A 15,707-nucleotide genomic window follows, 5' to 3' on the forward strand; every position below is an offset into this window, starting at 1 on the left:
CATGCGAATCTGCGTCTTCCTCTCGGCGGCCGACCTCGACGAGCGGTACACCCGCCCCGCGCGGGAGTTCGCGAAGCTGATCGGCAAGGGCGGGCACACGCTGGTGTGGGGCGGTTCCGACGTCGGGCTGATGAAAGTGGTCGCCGACGGCGTGCAGGAGGCGGGCGGCCGACTGCTGGGCGTCTCCGTGGACTTCCTCGCGGCCAAGGCGCGTCACGGGGCCGACGAGATGGTCGTGGCGCGTGACCTGGCCGAGCGGAAGAAGCTCCTCCTGGAGAACGCCGACGCCGTCGTCGTCATGGTGGGCGGCACCGGCACGCTCGACGAGGCGACCGAGATCCTGGAACTGAAGAAGCACGGCCACACCGACAAGCCGGTGGTGCTCCTCAACACCGAGGGCTTCTACGACGGCCTCAAGGAGCAGTTCCGCCGCATGGAGGACGAGGGTTTTCTGCCGCGTCCGCTCACCGACCTGGTGTTCTTCGCGGAGGAGCCGGTGGGGGCGCTGGCGTATCTGGAGGAGAGCCAGGGCGTCGAGTGAGGTGGGGTTGATGCGAGCATGGCGGGCATGGCTACTCATGTGATCACCGGAGCCGGATCCGGCATCGGCGCGGCCGTGGCCCGCCGTCTGCACGCGCGCGGGGACGATCTCGTGCTGCACGCGCGCGACGCGGGCCGCGCGAAGGAGCTGGCGGCGGAGTTCCCCGGCGCGAAGACACTGGTCGGCGACCTGGCGGACCCCGACAAGCTGAGCTGGGCGTTCTCGCACCAGTCGCTCCCGGACCGAGTCGACTCCCTGCTCCACATCGCCGGAGTCGTCGACCTCGGACCGGTGAGCGAGCTGACCCCCAAGTCCTGGCGCCACCAGCTCAACGTCAACCTCATCGCCCCCGCCGAGCTCACCCGCCACTTCCTGCCCCAACTCCGCGCCGCCCGCGGTCACGTGGTGTTCGTGAACTCCGGGGCGGGCCTGAACGCCCACGCCGACTGGTCCGCGTACGCGGCGTCGAAGCACGGCCTGAAGGCCCTGGCGGATTCGTTGCGCCACGAGGAGCACGCGAACGGCGTCCGCGTCACCTCGGTGTATCCCGGCCGCACGACCAGCCCCATGCAGGCGAAGGTCCACCAGCAGGAGGGCAAGGAGTACGACCCGTCGCGGTGGATCGACCCGGAGTCGGTGGCGGCGACGATCCTGCTGTCTCTGGACCTCCCGAGGGACGCGGAGATCAACGACCTGACGGTACGCCCGGGCCGCTGAGGGTTGCCGTCCCTGGGGACCCCCGGACCTATGCACTTTCAGCCCGTCCGGCGTTTGAGGACGAGGCCCGTTCAGGGCCGAAGGGGGGTCTGGGGGCGCAGCCCCCAGGGACGGGACGGGAAGGGGCGGCGGGGGCGAGGAACCAGAGGCCCGCACCACAGACACCCCGCACCCCCACGACCTACGTAGGCTTCCCCACGTGACCGCAAACTTCAGCTTCGCCTCCGCCACCGGCATCGGCTCCCTCCCCGGAGGCGACGCCAGGGAGGCCGCCAGGACAGCCACCGGCTCCTTCGAGGACTTCCCGTTCCTGCCCGAGCTCCCCGCCCGCGGCCCCGGCGCCGACATGATCGGCCGGACCGCCGGGATGCTCGTCGAGCTGTACGCGCGCGTGGAGCCCAGCGGCTGGCGGATCGGCGACCGGCCGGGGCGGGACACCAAGCGGGCCCGGTCATGGCTGGGCGAGGACCTCGACGCGCTGGAGGAGTTCACGCAGGGCTACGAGGGACAGCTGAAGGTGCAGGCCGTCGGCCCCTGGACCCTCGCCGCCGCCCTGGAGTTGAGGAACGGCCAGGCCGCCCTCTCCGACCCCGGCGCCTGCCGTGACCTCGCCGGCTCGCTCACCGAGGGCCTGCGGGAGCATCTCGCGGAAGTACAACGCCGGGTACCCGCCGCCCAGATCGTGCTGCAGCTCGACGAACCCTCCCTCGTCGCCGTACTGCGCGGCCAGGTGAAGACCGCCAGCGGTTACCGAACCCACCGCGCCCCCGACCGCCAGGTCGTCGAGGCCACGCTCCGGGACGTCGTCGGAGTTCACGGCGGCGGCCCCGTCGTGGTCCACTCGTGCGCACCGGACGTCCCGTTCGCCCTGCTGCGCCGAGCGGGCGCGGCAGCGGTCTCCTTCGACTTCTCGCTCCTCACCGAGCGTGACGACGACGTGATCGGCGAGGCGGTGGAAGGCGGCACCCGGCTCTTCGTTGGTGTGGTGCCGGGCACGGACGGCCCATTGTCAGACCCTGCCGGTAGCGTCATGGGTGTCAGAACGCTGTGGCGCAGGCTGGGGCTGCATCCGGGGCTTCTCGGGGAGGCGGTCACCGTCACGCCGTCGTGCGGACTCGCGGGGGCGTCCCCCGCGCATGCGCGCGAGGCCCTCGCCCACTGCGTCCGGGCGGCGAGATCCCTCGCGGACAACCCAGAGTAACGGGAGGACAACACGGTGGCCGGCGAAAAGCAAGCGGAGACGACGGTGCCCGCCGAGGCACGGGAGCAGCACGCGCAGCTCGCTGAGCAGATCGAGGAGCACCGGTTCCGGTACTACGTGAAGGACGCTCCGGTCGTCAGCGACGCGGAGTTCGACAAGCTCCTGCGCACCCTGGAGGCGCTGGAGGAGGAGTACCCGGAGCTGCGCACACCGGACTCGCCGACACAGAAGGTCGCGGGGGCCTACGAGACGGAGTTCACGGCCGTCCAGCACCGCTCCCGCATGCTCTCGCTCGACAACGCCTTCAGTGACGAGGAGCTCGCCGCCTGGGCCGAGCGGGTCGCCAAGGACGTCGGCGCCCCCGACTACCACCTGCTGTGCGAGCTCAAGGTCGACGGCCTCGCCGTCAACCTGACGTATGAGCACGGCAGGCTCACGCGCGCGGCGACCCGCGGCGACGGCCGCACCGGCGAGGACATCACGCCCAACGTCCGTACGATCGCGGAGATCCCGGACCGGCTGACCGGCGACCGCATTCCGGACCTCGTGGAGATCCGCGGCGAGGTCTACTTCCCGATGGAGAAGTTCGAGGAGCTCAACGCCCGCCTGGTCGAGGCCGGCGACAAGCCCTTCGCCAACCCGCGCAACGCGGCGGCCGGTTCACTGCGCCAGAAGGACCCGCGCGTCACCGCCACCCGCCCCCTCCACATGGTCGTCCACGGCATCGGAGCCCTGGAGGGCTTCGACGGCATGACCCGCCTCTCCCAGGCGTACGACCTGCTGAAGACCTGGGGCCTGCCCACCTCCCGGCACAACAAGGCGGTCGACGGCCTCGACGGCGTACGGGAGTTCATCGCGTACTACGGCGAGAACCGGCACTCCGTGGAGCACGAGATCGACGGAGTCGTGGTCAAGCTCGACGAGATCCCCCTCCAGGGGCGCCTCGGCTCCACCTCGCGCGCGCCGCGCTGGGCGATCGCATACAAATACGCGCCCGAAGAAGTGAACACCAAGCTCATCAACATCCGCGTGGGCGTGGGCCGTACGGGCCGGGTCACTCCGTACGCCCAGGTCGAACCGGTCACCGTCGCGGGCTCCGAGGTCGAGTTCGCGACCCTGCACAACCAGGACGTGGTGAAGGCCAAGGGCGTCCTCATCGGGGACACCGTGGTGCTGCGCAAGGCCGGTGACGTCATCCCGGAGATCCTCGGCCCGGTCGTCGACCTGCGCGACGGCAGCGAGCGCGAGTTCGTGATGCCGGGCGAGTGCCCCGAGTGCGGTACCGCGCTGCGGCCGATGAAGGAGGGTGACGTCGACCTGCGCTGCCCGAACGCCCGCACCTGCCCCGCCCAGTTGCGTGAACGCCTGTTCTATCTCGCGGGCCGCAAGTCGCTGGACATCGAGCACTTCGGGTACGTCGCCGCGGCCGCCCTCACCAAGCCGCTGGAGCCCGAGGAGCCGCCGCTGACGGACGAGGGCGACCTGTTCGACCTCACCATCGAGCAGCTGCTGCCCATCAAGGCGTACGTCCTCGACCAGGACAGCGGCCTGCCCAAGCGCGACCCGAAGACCGGCGAGGAGAAGGTCGCCACCGTCTTCGCCAACCAGCAGGGCGAGGCGAAGAAGAACGCGCTCGCCATGCTGGAGAACATCGCGGCTGCGAAGGAGCGCCCGCTCGCCCGCATCCTCACCGGCCTGTCGATCCGTCACGTCGGCCCGGTCGCCGCCGAGGCGCTGGCCCGTGAGTTCCGCTCCGTCGACCGCATCGAGCAGGCCTCCGAGGAGGAGCTGGCGAACACCGACGGCGTCGGACCGATCATCGCGAAATCACTCAAAGAGTGGTTCTCCGAGGAGTGGCACCAGGAGATCCTCCGCAAGTGGAAGGCCGCCGGCGTCCGGATGGAGGAGGAGGGCTCCGGTGAGGACGAGGGCCCGCGTCCGCTCGAAGGGCTCACCGTCGTCGTGACCGGCACACTCGAGCACTTCACCCGGGATGGCGCCAAAGAGGCATTGCAAAGTCGTGGCGCGAAAGTGACCGGTTCTGTTTCGAAGAAGACGTCTTTCGTCGTTGTGGGTGACAATCCAGGTTCGAAGTACGACAAGGCGATGCAGCTCAAGGTGCCCGTTCTGAACGAGGACGGCTTCGACGTCCTGCTGGAACAGGGCCCCGAAGCGGCGGCCGAAGTCGCGCTTCCGGCTCAGGAGTAGCGAGGAGTAGCGGTTGAAGGCCACCCGATCGGCGCATACCAGATGCATATGGGTGGCCGGGGCGCATTCGGGCAACCGTCGACGACCGGGGCCCGTGGAAGCCTTCTGCGGCCTACTGTTGAGATGTGCGCCTGCCGTGCCCAGCTGCGGTCGGGGCATCCCTTTGCTCTTGAAGCGCCTTCAGGAGCAGCGGGAAGGGTTTTCCAACGCGGCACCGTCGAGGATTGTCGGGCATCGGGCCGCGTGGCGTGGGCACCGCCGGCTGTGAGAGGGACGGGAATGGAACCGAGCGAGAGCGCCGCCCCGGACTCACGGCTGCCCCTGCGCCGAAGGGTCGGCGCATGGCGGGAGCTCCGACGGGCCGGGCGGCCCGCGGAACGTCCGGGCGCGGAGGGGCAGGCCGCCGGACACTACCCGGCCGGACCCTACACGCAGACCGACGGTCCGGGTGCCTCCCGGCGCACGGCCGAGCCCGCGTCCGGGCTGCCGGATGCCGAGTCCGATCGGCACCTGACCTGGCCCGCGCTGCCCGCGGCGGTCGTCGCGGCGGCCGGGTTCGTCCTGGGCGCCGGCTTCTACCGGGCCTTCACCGGCGGCCACGCGCTCTTCCCGTCCGGCACCGTCGGCTGGTCGCTGGCCGTGCTGACCGGCATCATCGTCGGCCACCTGGTCGCACTCGGCCGCGCCCGCTGGTGGGGCGGCACCGGCTCGGGCGCCGCCCTCACCCTCGCCGTCCTGCTGCTCTACGGCTGGGTGTCCGCCGGCATGGTCAGCCTCACCGTCGTCCTGCTGGTCGGCGTGGCCCGCCGCCACCGCTGGCGCCAGGGCGTCCTGCACGGCGCGGTGGACATCCTCGGCATCGGTGCCGGAGCCCTGCTGCTGCGCGCCTTCGGCCGGGTGCCGTCCGTCGAGCACCCGTGGAACCCCGACACCTGGACCGTCTACACCGCCCCCGAGGTGGTGCTGGTCGCTGTCGCCTACCTCGCGGTCACCCGCACCCTGGGCTGGTATCTGCACGCCCCGCGCTCCGGCGGCCTTCCCACCGTCGCCCGCACCGCCCTGGTCAGACAGGGTTTGGTCGCGGTCGCACTGCTCGGCATCGCACCCCTGGTCTGCGTGGTCGCCGCCGCCAAGCCCATCCTGCTGCCGCTGTTCGCCATCCCCCTCATCGCCCTCGACTCCACCCTGTGGATAGCCCGGGCCCGGGCCGAGGAGCAATTGCGCGATCCGCTGACCGGGCTTCCGAACCGCCAGTGGCTCCTGGAGCGCATCTGGACGGCCCTGGACGACGCCGAGCGCATCGGCGCCCGCTCCGCCCTGATGCTGATCGACCTGGACCGCTTCCGGTCGGTCAACGACACGCTGGGTCACCTGGCCGGTGACCGGCTGCTCCTCCAGATCGCCGACCGGCTCCGGCTGGCACTGCCCCGCGGTGCGGAGGCGGCCAGGCTCGGCGGCGACGAGTTCGCCGTCTTACTGCCGGTCGCCGACTCCACCACCTCCGCGACCCGGGTCGCCCGCGGCCTCGTCGCCGCCCTCAGCTCCCCGCTCGACCTCGACGGCCTCACCCTCGTCCTGGAGGCCAGCGCGGGCGTCGCCGTCTTCCCCGACCACGCCCTCGACGCCGAGGGGCTGCTGCGCCGGGCGGACGTGGCGATGTACCAGGCGAAGCGGGACCGTACGGGCGTCGAGGTCTACGAGTCCAAGCGGGACTCCAACACCCCGGACCGTCTCGGCCTGCTCGGCGATCTGCGCCGCGCCCTGGACGCCCACGAGGTCCAGCTGCACTACCAGCCCAAGGTCCGCTTCGACGGACAGGTGGCCGGCCTCGAGGCCCTGGTCCGCTGGGTGCATCCCGAGCGCGGCAAGGTCCCACCGGACGAGTTCATCGCCATCGCCGAGTCGTCCGGCCTGATGCCCCATCTCACCGAGTACGTCCTGGACACGGCCCTCGCCCAGGTCGCCCAGTGGCGCTCCCAGGGGCTGTTCGTCCCGGTGGCGGTCAATGTCTCCCCACGCGACGTCCACACGCCCGGGTTCGCGGGCTCGGTGGCCGCCCGGCTGGCCCGCCACGGCGTCCCGGCGGGAGCGCTCCAACTGGAGATAACCGAACACGTCCTCCTGGAGGACCCCCAGCGCGCCGCCGACACCCTCGCCGCCCTGACCGGCCACGGCGTCAAGATGTCCCTGGACGACTTCGGCACCGGCTACTCCTCGCTGGTGCACCTGCGCAGGCTCCCCGTCAGCGAGCTGAAGATCGACCGCTCGTTCGTCGCCCGGCTGGCCGTCGACACCGAGGACGCGGAGATCGTGCGCTGCACCCTCGACCTCGCACACTCCCTCGGCCTGCTCGTCGTCGCGGAGGGCGTCGAGGACGACGAGACCTGGGAGCGGCTGCGGGACATGGGCTGTGACGCCGTACAGGGCTGGCTGGTGGCGGCCGCGATGCCGCCGGAGGAGACGACGGCGTGGCTGCGGGCGCGGGGGTCGCGGGGCTGGCAACGGCCGCGGGCGGCTCTGCCGGCCGCCGAGTGATTTTCCGATGACTTTCCCACCCGCCCACCCGTTCAGCCCGGCCACATGAACCCCTCCCGCGGGGGTTGACCACCGTCGGCGGCTACCGGGCTCCGGCGGCGAACGGGCCTACGCGTGCCCCAGCCCCAGCGAAGCCGCCGCGGACCCGCGGACCCGCAAACCCGCAAACCCGCAGACCCGCGGACCGCAGACCCGCGGACCGCAGACCCGCCAAACCCCGGGTGTCGAACGCTTCGACTACTTCCGTCACCTGCAGCGCATCCGTCTCGGCGAGGTCGGCCCGGAGAGCCTCCTCGAGGTGCAGGAGCTGTGCGACGACCACTTCCTGCAGAGCGCGGTCTGGGAGCAGCGGAACTGAGGTGTGAGGGCCGCCCGCGAAACCGTTTCACGGGCACAGGGCGCCGCCCCATAGGATTAGGGCCTGTCATCACATTCCCGCCTGCCCCGCGACGCACGGACCGGACACCGCGGGGCCCGCCCTTCGGGCGGACGACGGGAAGGTGACGACAGGCCCAGCCCCAAACCACACATCACTCACCCCAGAGGATCGCTGCATGCCTGGCATCACGCGCGAGGAGGTCGCCCACCTCGCCCGGCTGGCGCGTCTGGAGCTGAAGCCCGAAGAGCTCGAGCACTTCGCGGGACAGCTGGACGACATCATCGGCGCGGTCGCCCGCGTCAGTGAGGTCGCCGACCAAGACGTACCGCCGACCTCGCACCCGCTTCCGCTGACGAACGTCATGCGGGCGGACGAGGTCCGTCCGTCGCTCACCCCCGAGCAGGCGCTTTCCGGCGCCCCGGCCCAGGAGCAGCAGCGTTTCAAGGTGCCGCAGATCCTGGGGGAGGACTAATCGCCATGACGGACATCATCAAGCTCACGGCCGCCGAGACCGCTGCGAAGATCGCCTCCGGCGAGCTCACCGCCGTCGAGGTCACCGAGGCCCACCTGGCCCGTATCGAGGCCGTCGACGAGAAGGTGCACGCCTTCCTGCACGTCGACCGCGAGGGCGCCCTGGCGCAGGCTCGCGCCGTCGACGAGAAGCGGGCGAAGGGCGAGAAGCTCGGGCCTCTCGCCGGCGTCCCCCTCGCGCTCAAGGACATCTTCACCACCGAGGGCATCCCGACGACCGTCGGTTCGAAGATCCTCGAGGGCTGGATCCCGCCGTACGACGCGACGCTCACCAAGCGGCTGAAGGCCGCCGACGTGGTCATCCTCGGCAAGACCAACATGGACGAGTTCGCCATGGGGTCCTCGACCGAGAACAGCGCCTACGGGCCCACCGGCAACCCCTGGGACCTCACCAAGATCCCCGGCGGCTCCGGCGGCGGTTCGTCCGCCGCGCTCGCCTCCTTCCAGGCGCCCCTCGCCATCGGTACCGACACCGGCGGCTCCATCCGTCAGCCGGCCGCCGTCACCGGCACGGTCGGCGTGAAGCCGACGTACGGCGCGGTCTCCCGGTACGGCATGGTGGCGTTCTCGTCCTCCCTCGACCAGGGCGGCCCCTGTGCCCGTACGGTCCTGGACGCGGCGCTTCTCCACGAGGTCATCGCCGGGCACGACCCGCTCGACTCCACGTCCATCGACGCCCCGGTCCCGCCGGTCGTCGAGGCCGCCCGCAACGGCAGCGTCGAGGGCATGCGCGTCGGTGTCGTGAAGCAGTTCCGCGGCGAGGGCTACCAGGCCGGCGTCATCCAGCGCTTCGACGAGTCGGTCGCCCTCCTCAAGGAGCTGGGCGCCGAGATCGTCGAGCTGGACTGCCCGTCCTTCGACCTCGCCCTGTCGGCGTACTACCTGATCGCGCCGTCCGAGTGTTCGTCCAACCTCGCCCGTTTCGACGGCCTGCGCTACGGCCTGCGTACCGGCGACGACGGCGACCACTCGGCCGAGGAGGTCACCTCCCTCACCCGTGAGGCGGGCTTCGGCCCCGAGGTCAAGCGCCGCATCATGCTCGGTACCTATGCCCTGTCGAGCGGCTACTACGACGCGTACTACGGCAGCGCCCAGAAGGTCCGTACGCTCATCACGCGCGACTTCGAGAAGTCGTTCGAGCAGGTGGATGTGATCGTCTCCCCGACCACGCCCACCACCGCCTTCCCGATCGGCGAGCGTGCCGACGACCCGATGGCGATGTACCTCGCGGACCTGTGCACCATCCCGACCAACCTGGCGGGCAACGCGGCCATGTCGCTGCCCTGCGGTCTCGCCCCGGAGGACAACCTCCCGGTCGGCCTGCAGATCATCGCTCCGGCGCTGAAGGACGACCGTCTTTACAAGGTCGGCGCCGCCGTCGAGGCCGCCTTCGTGGAAAGGTGGGGTCACCCGTTGATCGAGGAGGCTCCGTCGCTGTGAGTGCACTGACCAAGGCCAAGGGCTTCAAGAAGTCCAAGTCCGGTACGTACCTGTCCATCGCCGGGACCGCGTTCGGCGCGATCGGCGTCGCCAAGCGGCTCAAGAAGGCCCGCGCCGACAAGGACACCCTGGTCCTGATCGACGCCACCGTGTCCGCCGTCGCCATCGTCACCGGCCTCGCCATCCTCTACCGCGAGCTGAAGCGGCTGGGCGACGACGACGTCCTGCTGGGCTGAGAGGGAAGTTTCACCGTGACCACCACGACCGACCTGGTGTCGTACGAGGACGCGCTGGCGTCGTACGACCCCGTCATGGGCCTTGAGGTCCATGTCGAACTCGGCACCAAGACCAAGATGTTCTGCGGGTGTTCGACCGAGCTGGGCGCCGAGCCCAACTCCCAGACCTGCCCGACCTGCCTCGGCATGCCCGGCTCGCTCCCGGTCGTCAACGCGACCGGCGTCGAGTCCGCGATCAAGATCGGTCTCGCGCTGAACTGCGAGATCGCCGAGTGGTGCCGTTTCGCCCGGAAGAACTACTTCTATCCGGACATGCCGAAGAACTTCCAGACCTCCCAGTACGACGAGCCGATCGCCTTCAACGGCTACCTCGACGTGCAGTTGGAGGACGGCGAGACCTTCCGCGTGGAGATCGAGCGCGCCCACATGGAGGAGGACACCGGCAAGTCCATGCACGTCGGTGGCGCGACGGGCCGTATCCACGGCGCCTCGCACTCGCTCCTCGACTACAACCGCGCCGGCATCCCGCTCATCGAGATCGTCACCAAGCCGATCGAAGGCGCGGGCGAGCGCGCTCCCGAGGTGGCGAAGGCGTACGTCCGTGAGCTGCGTGAGGTCATCAAGGCGCTCGGTGTCTCCGAGGCCCGTATGGAGATGGGCCAGATGCGCTGCGACGTGAACCTGTCGCTGCGCCCGCACGGCCGGGAGAAGTTCGGCACGCGTTCCGAGACGAAGAACGTGAACTCGCTGCGGTCGGTGGAGCGTGCGGCCCGCTTCGAGATCCAGCGGCACGCGGCCGTACTGAACAGCGGCGGGACGATCATCCAGGAGACCCGGCACTTCCACGAGGACACCGGGTCGACGACCTCGGGCCGCGTGAAGGAAGAGGCCGAGGACTACCGGTACTTCCCGGAGCCGGACCTGGTGCCGGTGGCCCCGTCGCGCGAGTGGGTCGAGGAGATCCGTTCCGCGCTGCCGGAGCTGCCGCTGGTCCGCCGCAACCGCCTGCGCGAGGAGTGGGGCGTCAGCGGCACCGAGATGCAGGCGATCCTCAACGCCGGTGCGCTGGAGCCGATCGTCGCCACGATCGACGCCGGTGCCGACGCCGCCTCCGCCCGCAAGTGGTGGATGGGCGAACTCGCCCGCAGCGCCAACGAGTCGGGCAAGGCGCTGGACGAGCTGGCGATCACGCCGGAGCAGGTCGCCCGGGTCACCGCGCTCGTGAGCTCCGGCGATCTGAACGACAAGCTGGCCCGCCAGGTCATCGAAGGCGTCCTCGCGGGCGAAGGCACCCCGGACGAGGTCGTCGACAAGCGTGGTCTGAAGGTCGTCTCCGACGAGGGCGCCCTCACCACCGCCGTCGAGGAGGCCATCGCCGGCAACCCGGGCGTCGCGGACAAGATCCGCGGCGGCAAGGTGGCCGCGGCCGGCGCCCTGGTCGGCGCGGTCATGAAGGCCACGCGCGGTCAGGCGGACGCGGCCCGCGTCAAGGAACTGATCCTGGAGAAGCTGGGCGTCAGCGAGGGCTGAGACTCAAGCAGTAGTCCCCAGGGGGATGCATCGGTTGCGATGCATCCCCCTGGGCGCGTTTCAGAGGCGGCGTCCTACGAGCTCACAGACGGCGTCCCACGAGCCGCACGAAGCCCAGCGCACGCCCCTCGTCCACCCGCAGCATCTCCGCGCACCGGCGGGCCATCCGCACATGGAACTCCTCGGGGCTCTCCTCGGCGACCACGTCGCACCACAGCAGCCAGTCACGCCAGCCGTCCGGCTGCCAGTCGGCCGCCTCGACCTCGACGGCCCCGCTGCGCGTCCAGTGGCGCCGCCACCAGTCGGGGGTGTGGAAGCACCAGAAGTCGGGCTCCCACCACGGCTTGAGGTGCTCCGGCGGCTCGGCGCCCGCCGGCTCCTCCCGCAGCGCGGGCGCGACGACACCGATCCGCCCGCCCGGCTTCAACAGCCGCGTCAGGGTGGGCAGATAGAGGTCGTCGGTGCCGAAGTACTGGTACGCGTCGATGCTGACGATGGCGTCGAAGCTGCCCTCGGCGAACGGCAGGTCGTGTGCCTCGACGTGCACGGGCAGCACACGGTCGGCGAAACCGGCCTCGGCGATCCGCCGGGCGTTCTCGTCGGGCTTGACCCAGAGGTCGGCAGCGGTGACCTGGGCGTCGTACTCCCTGGCCAGGAAGACCGAGGTCATCGCCCGGCCGCAGCCCAGGTCGAGGACCCGGGCGCCGGGGCGCAGGGTGTCAAGGCCGAGGGCGGGCGCGAGCCACTCCAGCAGCCACAGCGCGTGCGGGCCCATCTGGTTCTCGATGGTCCAGCGGACGTCGTAGCTGTTGCTGCGCGGGTAGCGGGCGTGGGTCAGCCGCTTGGTGAGGTCCTCATTCGAGGTCCTCGGGGTGTTGTCTGGCATCGGTGAACGGGCTCCTTGAGTCCGGGGAAGCGGAAAGGGATACGGAGGAGCTCGGTCGGACGCTCAAACAATGCACCTGCTCAGGCCGGCGGCGAGGGGCCGCGAGGACGAGGGACCTTCGGAAGCTAACAGTCGGTCCCCGCCCCCGCATCCGGTTTCTCAGCGAGACGCGCTACGCTCGCCCGCCATGAGTGGACGCGGTGATTCCGAGATTCGCGACGTCGGAGATCCGGCCGAGGACGCCCGGCGGGCCCGCTGGACGGCGACCGGGACCGGGGCGCTGCTGGCGCTCGCCGGCCTGGCCGCGTCGACGCTCCGCCTGACCGGTTCCGCACCCACGCTCGTCCCGGCCGCCTACGCCTTCGGCGCGGTCGTGTGCGCGCTGGCGTCGGTCCTCGGGTCCCGCGGGCGCACCCGGCGGGCCCTGTGGCTGCTGATCGCCGGTGTGATGGTGATGGCGCTGGGCGACCAGTTCGACTGACGTGACAGAGTCACCGTTACTGTCCTGTGATCTGTCTCCCACTCCTGTGAATAAACGCACGATCGCGGCAAACGATCACTTTCGTTTGTAAGAGTGGTCCTCACATTGCTCATGCGTTCTTTGCGGGCCGTTCACATCTTGTCCTTCCAAGACGTCTTATGAACGACTGTTCCCGGTCAAAGATCCACATATAGCCCCCCGGGAGCACGTTCGTGGCAGCCCTCGCACGCTGGTGTGTCCAACGACGCCTCGTCGTCGTTCTCCTGTGGCTCCTCGCCCTCGGCGGAGTGACCACGGCCGCCGCCATCACGGGCTCCGCCTACTCGAACGACTACGAGGTCCCCGGCACCGAGTCCGGCCGCGCCACCCAGCTGTTGCGCGACGGCTTCCCGGACCTCGGCGGTGACAGCGACACCGTCGTCTGGCACACCGCCTCCGGCACGGTCCGGACCGCCGACGTCGAACAGGCCATGACCCGCACCCTGGAGCGGATCGAGGCGCTGCCCGGCGTGGCCGCCGTCTCCGGCCCGTACGGCGACCAGGGCATCGGCCGGATCAGCGCGGACGGACACACCGCCTACGCCACGGTGACCTTCGACGATTCGGCCGAGAACGTCGACCGGGGCGAGGCACAGGCCGTCGTCGGCGTGGCCAAGGACGCCGAGACCGACGGGCTCCGTGTGGAGCTGGGCGGCAGCGCGATCGGGCTCACCGAGTCGTCCGGCGGACACGTCGCCGAGGTGGTCGGCGTGGCCGTCGCCGCGGTCGTCCTGTTCCTCGCCTTCGGCTCGCTCGCCGCCTCCCTGCTGCCCATCGCCACCGCGCTGGTCGGCGTGGGCACCGCGTACGCAGGGATCGTGCTGCTCGGGCACGCCATGACCGTCGCCGACTTCGCGCCCATGCTCGGGATGCTGATCGGGCTCGGCGTAGGCATCGACTACGCGCTGTTCATCGTCACCAGACACCGCCGCGGCCTCAAACGCGGCCTGTCCGTGGCGGAGGCGGTCACAAGCGCCGTCGCCACCACCGGACGCGCGGTGGTCTTCGCTGGTGCCACCGTTTGCATCGCCCTGCTGGGCATGCTGATCCTCCGGCTCGGCTTCCTCAACGGCGTCGCGATCGCCGCCTCGCTGACCGTCGTCCTGACGGTCGCGGCCTCCGTGACCCTGCTGCCCGCCCTGCTGTCCCTCATCGGCATGCGCGCCCTCAGCCGACGTGAGCGGCGTCACCTCGCCGAGCACGGGCCGCAGCCGGAGCTGCCGACCGGGCTCGCCGCCCGCTGGTCGGCGTTCGTGGAGCGCCACCCCAAGCTGCTCGGCGCGCTCGCGCTGGCCGTGATCGCGGTCCTCGCCCTGCCCACCCTGGGGCTCCGCCTGGGCACCTCCGATCAGGGAAACAACCCGCAGGCGTCGACCACACGTGAGGCGTACGACCTGCTCGCGGACGGCTTCGGGCCCGGCGTGAACGGCCCCCTCACCCTCGTCACCCACGTCGGCGGCGCCGAGGACAAGCTCGCCCTCGACAACCTCGACGCGACCATCCGAACCACCGAGGGCGTCGCGTCGGTGACACCGGTGACGTACGACACCGGCGGCGACACGGCGTACTTCACGATCGTCCCCGAGTCGTCGCCGCAGTCCCAGCGGACCAGCGACCTCGTCGACCGGCTGCGCACCGAGGTCCTGCCGCGCGCCGAGACCGGCACCGGCCTCGACGTCCAGGTCGGCGGCGTGACGGCGGGCTACGACGACTTCGCCGATGTCATCGTCGGCAAGCTGCCCGTGTTCGTCGGCGTCGTCATCGGCCTCGGCTGTCTGCTGCTCCTGCTCGCTTTCCGCTCCGTCGGAATACCGCTGAAGGCCGCCGTGATGAACGTCGCCGCGGTCGCCGCCGCCTTCGGCGTGGTCGTCGCGATCTTCCAGTGGGGCTGGGGGAGCGAACTGCTCGGGCTCGGCCGCGCGGGCCCGATCGAGCCCTTCCTCCCCGTGATCATGGTGTCCGTACTCTTCGGGCTCTCCATGGACTACCAGGTCTTCCTGGTCAGCCGGATGTACGAGGAGTGGCTGGAGACCGGCGACAACCGGCGGGCCGTCCGCGTCGGCCTCGCCGAGACCAGCCGGGTCATCAACTCCGCGGCGGTCATCATGATCTCCGTCTTCCTCGCCTTCGTCCTCAGCGGCGACCGCGTGATCGCCATGTTCGGCATCGCGCTCGCCGCCGCCGTAGCCCTCGACGCCTTCGTGCTCCGTACGCTGCTGGTGCCGGCCCTGATGCACCTGCTCGGCGGCGCCAACTGGTGGCTGCCGCGCTGGCTGGACCGCCGTATGCCGCGCATCAGCATCGAGCCGCCCGAGTGCCGTGCCGCCCATGAAAGGCTGGCCGCCGCAACGGACGCCGAAGCGGCGGACGTACTGGCGAAGGGGCGGGAAGAAGAGGATGTACGCGATATCTCTGGGTGACGACGGAGCCGAACTGCGTCCCTTGGAGCCATGGCACGCCGAGGAGTTCCTGTCGCACCTGGACCGGGGGCGCGAGTTCATCGGCCAGTTCATCGCCTTCGGCTCGAAGGAGACGGACGTGGAGTCCGCGCGGGCCCTGCTCCAGCGGTACGCGGACAAGCGCGCCGCCGACACCGGATCCATGCACGGCCTGTGGCTGAACGGAAAGCTCGTGGGCGGCGTTCTCTTCCCCAACTTCCGTGCGGACACCGGCAACTGCGAGGTCGGCTGCTGGCTGGAGCCCGCCGCTACCGGGCGTGGTCTGGTCACCCGGGCGATGCGGGTGCTCATCGACTTCGCGGTCGAGCAGCGCGGTATCCACCGGGTCGAGTGGATCGCCGCCTCGGGGAACACACCCAGCCTGAACGTGGCCCGGCGACTGGGGATGACCCTGGAGGGAGTGCGTCGCGAGACCCACCCCTATGGTGGGGTGCGGCACGACCTCGAGGTGTGGTCCATTCTCGCGCCCGAGTGGCGGGACGCACGCGCGCGTACCGCTCACAGCGATCATTAAGAAACCTCTC

The 15,707-nt window shown here is 70.5% G+C and carries 13 protein-coding genes and 1 pseudogene; 13 read left to right on the forward strand and 1 reads right to left on the reverse strand.

Annotated features, from left to right (window positions below):
- Position 1: 1 nt before the first annotated feature.
- From ADK57_RS03705 to gatB, 10 genes and pseudogenes are all read left to right on the forward strand, one after another.
- Entirely contained in the window at positions 2–541 is a 540-nt protein-coding gene (locus ADK57_RS03705; RefSeq protein ID WP_053747877.1) for a TIGR00730 family Rossman fold protein, read from the forward strand.
- 18 nt (positions 542–559) lie between these two features.
- Positions 560–1,258: an SDR family oxidoreductase gene (locus ADK57_RS03710; protein WP_053747878.1), complete on the forward strand. Its 699-nt coding sequence runs from the start codon at positions 560–562 to the stop codon at positions 1,256–1,258.
- A 199-nt stretch (positions 1,259–1,457) separates the two neighbouring features.
- Positions 1,458–2,459: a methionine synthase gene (locus ADK57_RS03715; protein WP_053747879.1), complete on the forward strand. Its 1,002-nt coding sequence runs from the start codon at positions 1,458–1,460 to the stop codon at positions 2,457–2,459.
- Between the two features lie 15 nt (positions 2,460–2,474).
- Complete coding sequence (gene ligA, locus ADK57_RS03720) at positions 2,475–4,667, forward strand: NAD-dependent DNA ligase LigA (protein WP_053747880.1); 2,193 nt, start codon at positions 2,475–2,477, stop codon at positions 4,665–4,667.
- A 279-nt stretch (positions 4,668–4,946) separates the two neighbouring features.
- Positions 4,947–7,202 carry a putative bifunctional diguanylate cyclase/phosphodiesterase gene (locus tag ADK57_RS03725; protein ID WP_053747881.1) on the forward strand — a complete coding sequence of 752 codons (2,256 nt, stop codon included), beginning with the start codon at positions 4,947–4,949 and terminating at the stop codon, positions 7,200–7,202.
- A gap of 214 nt (positions 7,203–7,416) precedes the next feature.
- Positions 7,417–7,560: pseudogene (locus tag ADK57_RS50830) on the forward strand (cupin); the annotation flags it as partial.
- Positions 7,561–7,756: 196 nt separating this feature from the next.
- Positions 7,757–8,053 (forward strand): Asp-tRNA(Asn)/Glu-tRNA(Gln) amidotransferase subunit GatC, encoded by a 297-nt coding sequence (gatC, locus tag ADK57_RS03735; protein WP_007384860.1) that lies wholly within the window; start codon positions 7,757–7,759, stop codon positions 8,051–8,053.
- Between the two features lie 5 nt (positions 8,054–8,058).
- On the forward strand, positions 8,059–9,552 hold the full coding sequence (gene gatA, locus ADK57_RS03740) for an Asp-tRNA(Asn)/Glu-tRNA(Gln) amidotransferase subunit GatA (RefSeq protein ID WP_053747883.1): 1,494 nt from the start codon (positions 8,059–8,061) through the stop codon (positions 9,550–9,552).
- Positions 9,549–9,788 carry a hypothetical protein gene (locus tag ADK57_RS03745; RefSeq protein ID WP_053747884.1) on the forward strand — a complete coding sequence of 80 codons (240 nt, stop codon included), beginning with the start codon at positions 9,549–9,551 and terminating at the stop codon, positions 9,786–9,788. Before gatA ends, ADK57_RS03745 begins: the two co-directional genes overlap by 4 nt.
- Before the next feature lie 15 nt (positions 9,789–9,803).
- The gene (gatB, locus tag ADK57_RS03750) at positions 9,804–11,318 is read left to right on the forward strand and encodes an Asp-tRNA(Asn)/Glu-tRNA(Gln) amidotransferase subunit GatB (RefSeq protein WP_053747885.1); all 1,515 of its coding nucleotides are present in this window, start codon (positions 9,804–9,806) and stop codon (positions 11,316–11,318) included.
- An 82-nt stretch (positions 11,319–11,400) separates the two neighbouring features.
- Here the strand turns inward: gatB and ADK57_RS03755 are convergent, their stop codons facing one another.
- Positions 11,401–12,204: an SAM-dependent methyltransferase gene (locus ADK57_RS03755; RefSeq protein ID WP_053747886.1), complete on the reverse strand. Its 804-nt coding sequence runs from the start codon at positions 12,202–12,204 to the stop codon at positions 11,401–11,403.
- Between the two features lie 187 nt (positions 12,205–12,391).
- On the opposite strand from ADK57_RS03755, the gene ADK57_RS03760 reads away from it, so the two are divergent.
- The 3 genes from ADK57_RS03760 to ADK57_RS03770 all read left to right on the forward strand — a co-directional run bounded on the left by ADK57_RS03760 (position 12,392) and on the right by ADK57_RS03770 (position 15,697).
- A complete protein-coding gene (locus ADK57_RS03760; protein ID WP_053747887.1) occupies positions 12,392–12,685 on the forward strand; it encodes a hypothetical protein in 294 nt (97 codons plus the stop codon).
- A 212-nt stretch (positions 12,686–12,897) separates the two neighbouring features.
- Entirely contained in the window at positions 12,898–15,144 is a 2,247-nt protein-coding gene (locus tag ADK57_RS03765; protein ID WP_053747888.1) for an MMPL family transporter, read from the forward strand.
- On the forward strand, positions 15,122–15,697 hold the full coding sequence (locus tag ADK57_RS03770) for a GNAT family N-acetyltransferase (protein ID WP_053747889.1): 576 nt from the start codon (positions 15,122–15,124) through the stop codon (positions 15,695–15,697). Before ADK57_RS03765 ends, ADK57_RS03770 begins: the two co-directional genes overlap by 23 nt.
- The last annotated feature ends 10 nt before the right edge of the window (positions 15,698–15,707 follow it).

This window comes from Streptomyces sp. MMG1533 (assembly GCF_001279775.1).
GTDB lineage: Bacteria > Actinomycetota > Actinomycetes > Streptomycetales > Streptomycetaceae > Streptomyces.

What these genes read in the sequence shown, in the direction of transcription:
- ADK57_RS03705 (WP_053747877.1), top strand. Translation starts at nt 2, where the DNA reads ATGCGAATCTGCGTCTTCCTCTCGGCGGCCGACCTCGACGAGCGGTAC.
- ADK57_RS03710 (WP_053747878.1), top strand. Translation starts at nt 560, where the DNA reads ATGGCGGGCATGGCTACTCATGTGATCACCGGAGCCGGATCCGGCATC.
- ADK57_RS03725 (WP_053747881.1), top strand. Translation starts at nt 4,947, where the DNA reads ATGGAACCGAGCGAGAGCGCCGCCCCGGACTCACGGCTGCCCCTGCGC.
- gatC (WP_007384860.1), top strand. Translation starts at nt 7,757, where the DNA reads ATGCCTGGCATCACGCGCGAGGAGGTCGCCCACCTCGCCCGGCTGGCG.
- gatA (WP_053747883.1), top strand. Translation starts at nt 8,059, where the DNA reads ATGACGGACATCATCAAGCTCACGGCCGCCGAGACCGCTGCGAAGATC.
- ADK57_RS03755 (WP_053747886.1), bottom strand. Translation starts at nt 12,204, where the DNA reads ATGCCAGACAACACCCCGAGGACCTCGAATGAGGACCTCACCAAGCGG.
- ADK57_RS03760 (WP_053747887.1), top strand. Translation starts at nt 12,392, where the DNA reads ATGAGTGGACGCGGTGATTCCGAGATTCGCGACGTCGGAGATCCGGCC.
- ADK57_RS03770 (WP_053747889.1), top strand. Translation starts at nt 15,122, where the DNA reads ATGTACGCGATATCTCTGGGTGACGACGGAGCCGAACTGCGTCCCTTG.